Annotated in this window: 5 protein-coding genes; all 5 read left to right on the top strand. The window is 70.7% G+C overall.

The genetic code is table 11. The features are described 5' to 3' along the window. Positions 1-691 precede the first annotated feature (691 nt). The 5 genes from ACZ3IJ_RS36120 (at position 692) to ACZ3IJ_RS36100 (ending at position 5,497) form a co-directional block, all read left to right on the top strand. Positions 692-919, top strand: a complete 228-nt coding sequence (locus ACZ3IJ_RS36120) for a hypothetical protein (protein WP_393890653.1) — start codon at positions 692-694, stop codon at positions 917-919. A 189-nt stretch (positions 920-1,108) separates the two neighbouring features. Beyond that, the gene (locus ACZ3IJ_RS36115; protein WP_467475459.1) at positions 1,109-2,626 is read left to right on the top strand and encodes a MarR family transcriptional regulator; all 1,518 of its coding nucleotides are present in this window, start codon (positions 1,109-1,111) and stop codon (positions 2,624-2,626) included. Next, on the top strand, positions 2,623-2,964 hold the full coding sequence (locus ACZ3IJ_RS36110; protein WP_467475457.1) for a hypothetical protein: 342 nt from the start codon (positions 2,623-2,625) through the stop codon (positions 2,962-2,964). The genes ACZ3IJ_RS36115 and ACZ3IJ_RS36110 overlap by 4 nt, the downstream gene beginning before the upstream one ends. Further along, on the top strand, positions 2,961-3,713 hold the full coding sequence (locus ACZ3IJ_RS36105) for a hypothetical protein (RefSeq protein ID WP_467475455.1): 753 nt from the start codon (positions 2,961-2,963) through the stop codon (positions 3,711-3,713). Before ACZ3IJ_RS36110 ends, ACZ3IJ_RS36105 begins: the two co-directional genes overlap by 4 nt. Before the next feature lie 539 nt (positions 3,714-4,252). Beyond that, positions 4,253-5,497, top strand: a complete 1,245-nt coding sequence (locus ACZ3IJ_RS36100) for a rep family protein (RefSeq protein WP_393890657.1) — start codon at positions 4,253-4,255, stop codon at positions 5,495-5,497. The last annotated feature ends 324 nt before the right edge of the window (positions 5,498-5,821 follow it).

The following is a 5,821-nucleotide window of genomic DNA, read 5'->3' as shown; positions in this document are numbered from 1 at the left end:
CCCACCCCCGACCCTGACCACGAAACGCAAGAAGCCCCGGAGCCTTCAGGCTCCGGGGCTTCTTCGTTCGGCCGGTGGGCTACAGCGTCAGGTGGAGCACCACCAGGACCACCAGGGCCACGCCGAGCGGCGTCACTGCGATCGCGATGCGGATGTGCATCGGTCCCCCTCTCTCGTGCTCACCCTGAGCACTGAGAGGCAGCCTAACCCGTCTGTGTCAGTCTGCGCCGCTCGATTCAGGCTGAGCCGCTCGTTTCGACAACTGACGAAACGGGGGCCCGTTCGATACGACAACTGACGAAATTCGGCGGGCCGTTGGCCTGCGGAGACCCGCGCCCGGCCTGCTGCGCTGCCCTGCGCACAGCTCCCCCGCTCTGGGGGGGTTCCCTCCGGTCGGGCAGCGGGCGAAGCCCTAGCGGGCCGCTCGTCGGGGTGTCCAGGCTCGCCGTAGGCGACCGCGCTTGCGCGGCTTGGCCTGGATGCCCCGGCGGGCGGTCTGCTTGCCTCTGGCGCTGTCTGAGCGGAGGGAACCCCCCCAGAGCCCCCACCCCGACCACCTACGGACCCGCACCCAAAAGCGGTCCCCCTCCCCTCTGGGAGCGGTTGCCGGGGGTTGGGGGCAGAGCCCCGTTTTCACCACCGACAAACCCAGGCTTGACAACTCTTGTCCATGTGGCCAATGCTTTACCACGTGGCAAGCGAGATCAGCCCGGCGGAAATCCGGGCGGCTGCCCTAGAGGCACTGAACGGGCCGGGAGAGCGACGCAGGCGACTGCTCGCCGAACTGGCAGAGACCGAGGAGGAACTACGGCCCTTGATCGCGAGAGCGGTTCGGGCCGAGGTCCCCCACCGACAGATTCAGGAGGTGACCGGGATTTCACGGCCGACGATCGGCAAGATCGCCCGTGACTCTGAGTGATTGACCGCCCGGCTCCTCGCGCGCGTACGCGTAGGGGGCCCTAGGACCGCCGGTCGGTCGGTCGGGCGATCACCCGACGTACACAACAAAACAAGCGAGCCGCCCCGGGGCTGGACCCCCGGAACGGCTCTAACGACGAACACGAGAGGGAACCTCGTGCACATCGCTGCTGCTCATGATCCCACCTTGGTGGGGGCCCTGATTGACGCTCTCGGCGTCAAGGGCCTGGCCGTGCTGCTGGCCCTTGGCTGGCTGCTCCTGACGTACAAGTCCCGGGCTTTCCGCCGGGCTCAGTGGAAGGCGTTCGGCTCCGCGTGCCGGGCAGCCTGGCGGATGGTCCGGCACCTGGTGACGGTCTACCGGCCGCGCCGGATCTGGCCGACCAAGGAAGAACGCCGAATCCTGTCCCGGCTCGCTCCGAGCAACTGGCGGGAGCGGGCCGAGGCTCGGGGGCTCAACGGCACGTTGACGAGTCGTCCGAAGCTGACCGAGGCGGGCATCACGTGCAATGTCCGGCTGGATGGCACGTGGACCGTGGCCAAGCTCAAGGCCGCCGAGGACCACGTTCGCAACCTGCTGGGCTGCCGCTCGGGTCTGCGCATCGAGATCACGAACGGCAAGCGCGGGGGCTGGGCGGCCCTGGTCCTGCGGACCCGCACGGCCGTGGACGGCGCTGACCTCAAGTGGACGCCCAAGGCCAAGGGCATCGGCCTGGACACGGTGACCGGCCGCACGGTGACCGTGAACCCCTATCAGCGGCTCTTGGTCGCCGGAGAGTCCGGCGCGGGTAAGTCGGTGGCTCTGCGCCCCCTGCTGGCCGCTGTCGCCGCTGACCCGCTGGCCGCCCTGGTCTACATCGACGCCAAGCGCGTTGAGGGTGCCCTGTGGCGGAGCCGGGCCCGGATCGCCCGTGACGGGGCTGAGATCACAGCCGTGGCCGCCGAGCTGGCCGCCGAGATGATGGCCCGCCTCGAAGAGATGGAGACCCAGGGCCGGGCCACCTGGAAGCCCACCAAGGCCCGGCCGCGCCTGGTCGTCGTCGTGGACGAAGGGGCCGAGGTCATGACCTTGGCCAAGGCCGCCATGGACCACCTGTCGTCCATCGCCCGCATGGGCCGGGCCGCTGAGGTCCACCTGTGGTGGTGCACCCAGAAGCCGACCCAGGGCCAGGGCGGCGGCATCGACCCGCAGATCAGTGCCCAGATGGGCGTTCAGCTCTGCCTCAAGGTCAAGACCCCCGGCGAGGCCCGCACGGTCCTGGGCGAGGACGCGACGGCCGAGGGCTGGCACGCGAACAAGCTCCCCAAGCCGGGTCACGTGCTGATCCGTGGGGAGGGCCGGGGGCCGGTGGCCGTCCGGGTCTGGCACCTGGACGACGACCAGGTGAAGACGCTCCCCGAGCGGGAGCCCTGGCACGGCCAGGCCGCCCCGGTCGTCCTGGTGAAGCCCAGTCAGGAGAGCGGCCCTGTACGGCCGTCTGCGGGCCCGGCGGCCCCGGCCCTGGCCGATGACACCAAGGCTGCCGTCCTGGCCGCTCTCCGGGCCGCTAAGGGCCCTGCAAGCCGTGCCCAGTTGGTCACCGCTACCGGCCGAGGCAAGTCCGCCGTAGGTGACGCCCTGGCCGCCCTCGTCACTGAGGGCCGGGCCCAGCGCACCGGAGCCGGTTCCGCCACCCGCTACACGACCGCCGAGGAGGCCGCCGCATGAGCCACGAACTCACCCCCCTGGAGGCCGCTAAGGCGTCCGTCGTCAAGGCGGAGCAGGACTCCCAGAACCTCGAAGTGATCCGGATGGTCCTGGAGCACCAGGCCGCCCAGACCAGGGAGCACACGGCCCAGACGCAAGCCCTGACCGCTGCCCTGATCGCCCAGCAGCAGAACGGCAAGGGATCGCCTGACCGGGCCTGGCTCGTCCTGGCCCTCCTCGGCGGGGGCCTGGTCCTGGTCGCCGTCTTCCTCGCCCTGGCCGTGACCGCCGTAGCGGTCGCCGTGGCCGCTCCCGTGGCCGTGTCGGCCGTCCGCGAACTCCGGAAGGACTCCAAGTGAGCCAGCACATTGACCCCCAGGTGATCCGCCGGACGAACACCGTTCTCACGGCTGGGACCTGGTTCCTGATCGTCGGCGTCGTGTTCTACAGCCTGATGACCACCACGCCGTTCGTGGCCGCCCACTCCGCCCCCGGCTGGGAGTGGTCCGGCTTCGTCCTCGGCCTCATGGTCGACGTGGCGTTCGTGATGGCGCTCCAGGCGGACAGCGTCCTTGCCCGCTACGGGGCGGCCGACCCCGGCCCGTGGCCTCGACGCTTCCGGTTCTTCACCGGCGGGGCGTCGGTCTTCCTGAACGTCTGGACCGCCGTACAGGCCCATGACTGGGTAGGCGTGGCCGTCCACCTGATCGCCCCGGCCCTCCTCCTGATCGTGGCCGAGGTCGGCCCCGTCTACCGGCGGGCCATGACTGAGGCTCTGGCCCGTGCCGAGCAGGCGGCCCCGGCGTCCACTGGACAGCCCACCCCGTCCACCCCGGCCCCGGCCGAGGTCACCGAGCAGGACGCGCCGCAGGTCGAACCGGTGGACACCCCGGCCGCCGAGGTGGACACCCCGGCTACCGAACGGCTGTCCACCGAGGACGCCCGGAAGGCGATCGAGGACGGATGGCGCAAGGGCCTGAGCACCCGCGAGACGGCCGAACTGTCCACTCGCACCCATCAGTGGGTGGCCCGTGAGTACAACCGCCTGGAGGCCGAGCACGGGCCCCAGCCGGTGCCCGGTCAGCTCCAGCTCATCAACGCTGGCTGACGACACGCCGACGGCCCGCCGGTCAATTCCGGCGGGCCGCACGGTCGTTGTAGGGCAAGATCGACCCCAGACATGGCAACGGCCCAGAGCTACCAACTCCGGGCCGTCCGCCTCCAGCCTCGCTGAGACCGAGACAGGAAACGTTGCTGATGACCAGCGTACGAAACACCCCGGCCGTTCCGCCACAGCGGCCCGCCGGTCCCCGCTGCCACTGCGGAACTCCCATCGCCCGGACGCCGGGCAAGCGCCCCCGCGTCTTCTGCTCCGACGCCTGCAAGAGCCAGGCCAAGCGCGCTCGGAAAGCCGCCGAGCGGTCCGCGCCCACCAAAAAGGGTCGCCTAGGGAAAGAAACAACAGAGTTTCCCAACCCGCTCCGACCTGCGGAAACGTCAGCGGAGGCAAAAGCGGTCGCGGACCGCGAGCAGGCTTCCCGGCAGCGTCGTGCGCGCCGGTACGCGGACCGGCGGACGCTCTGGCAGATCAGCAGTGACCGGACGTGCCGGGGCTGCGGCCGGACGGTCATGGACCCGGATTCGGGCGTGATCCTCGCGCAGACGGCCGAGGGGAACGCGGTCGCGCTCGGCCTCCTCAAGTGCGGAAAGCTCTGGCTGTGCCCGGTCTGCTCGGCCAAGATCCGGCACGGCCGTGCCGAGGAAATCACCCTGGCGGCCGTCTCCTGGATGAAGCGGGGCGGGACTGCCTACCTGGTGACCTTCACCGCCCGGCACGCCTCCACGGACAAGCTGGCCGACCTCATGGACGCGATCCAGGGCACCCGCGCGGACAAGGCCAAGGGCACGGCCCGCAAGCCTGGGGCGTATCAGCGGCTCATCACTGGCGGCACCTGGGCGGGGCGGCCGGAGCGCGGGGAGGACGGCATCCGGGACCGCGTCGGGTACCTCGGGATGATCCGCGCGACTGAGATCACGGTGGGCCAGACGAACGGCTGGCACCCGCACATTCACGCCCTGGTGCTCGTCGGCGGACGCACCGAGGGGGAACGCGGGGACAAGCGCGTGACCGAGGTGTTCACCCCTTCGGATGACGCGCTGGCAGAGCTGGAAGACCACTTCCGCGCGGTCTGGACTCGGCACCTGGCCAAGGTGGACCCGTCGTTCAAGCCCAGCGACAAACACGGCGTGGACTTCAAGCGGCTGGAGACGGCCCGCGACGCGGAGGACTTCGGCCGGTACATCGCCAAGATTCAGGACGGTGACCGGGCGGTGTCTCCGGCGAACGAGATTGCGCGCGGTGACCTCAAGCGGGGCCGTCACGGCAACATGACGCCCTTCCAAGTCCTGGGCCGGATCGGGGACCTGATGGGCGGCGTCCTGGAGGAAGACACCGAGGGGCACGGCGACCTGTCGTGGTGCCTGGCCAAGTGGGCGGAGTACGAGACGGCGACCAAGGGGCGTCGGGCGATCGAGTGGACCCGATACCTGCGCTCGCTCCTGGGCCTGGTCGGCGGCGACACCGAGGACGACGACTTGGACCTGTTGTTCACCGAGGACGGCGCATCGGAGTTCCGGGCCGGGGTCCACGTCGAAACCGGGGCCTGGCACATGGTCGCGGGCAAGGCTCTCGACCTGGCGGCGACTGAGGCCGTCGAGGGTCACGGCCTGGAGCTCGACGCCGTGGCCGAGGTCGTCACGCTCGCCGGAGCGTCGGCGGCATCGGTCCGGCTGCTCACCCCCGGCGAGATTGCCGAGGCGTGGGAAGCCACCCTCGCCAAGCTCGCAGAGCGGCGGGACGCTGCCGCCGCCCGGCGGCAGGTGGAGCGCTAGCGCTCCCAACCGGCCCCCCTCGGGGGTCGGTTCCGCCCTGGCGCGACCGTAGGGAGTGCGGGGCCGAGCGTCCGTAAGCGAAGCGCACGGGCATAGCTCGCTCCCAGGGAATCGGACGACAGGCCGTCAGCGGCCGAACTCGGCCGATTCCCTGGGCGGCACCCACGTGAGGGGGTGGGAGGTCCTGCCGTCGAGAGGGCCCCCCAGGGCCCGACCGCCGGCGGGTTCTCCCACCCCCGACCCTGACCACGAAACGCAAGAAGCCCCGGAGCCTTCAGGCTCCGGGGCTTCTTCGTTCGGCCGGTGGGCTACAGCGTCAGGTGG

The sequence above is a fragment of the Streptomyces sp. NPDC013317 genome (genome assembly GCF_055563155.1).
Note: the sequence above shows the minus strand (reverse complement) of the source record. Positions and strands in the feature narration are given on the sequence as shown.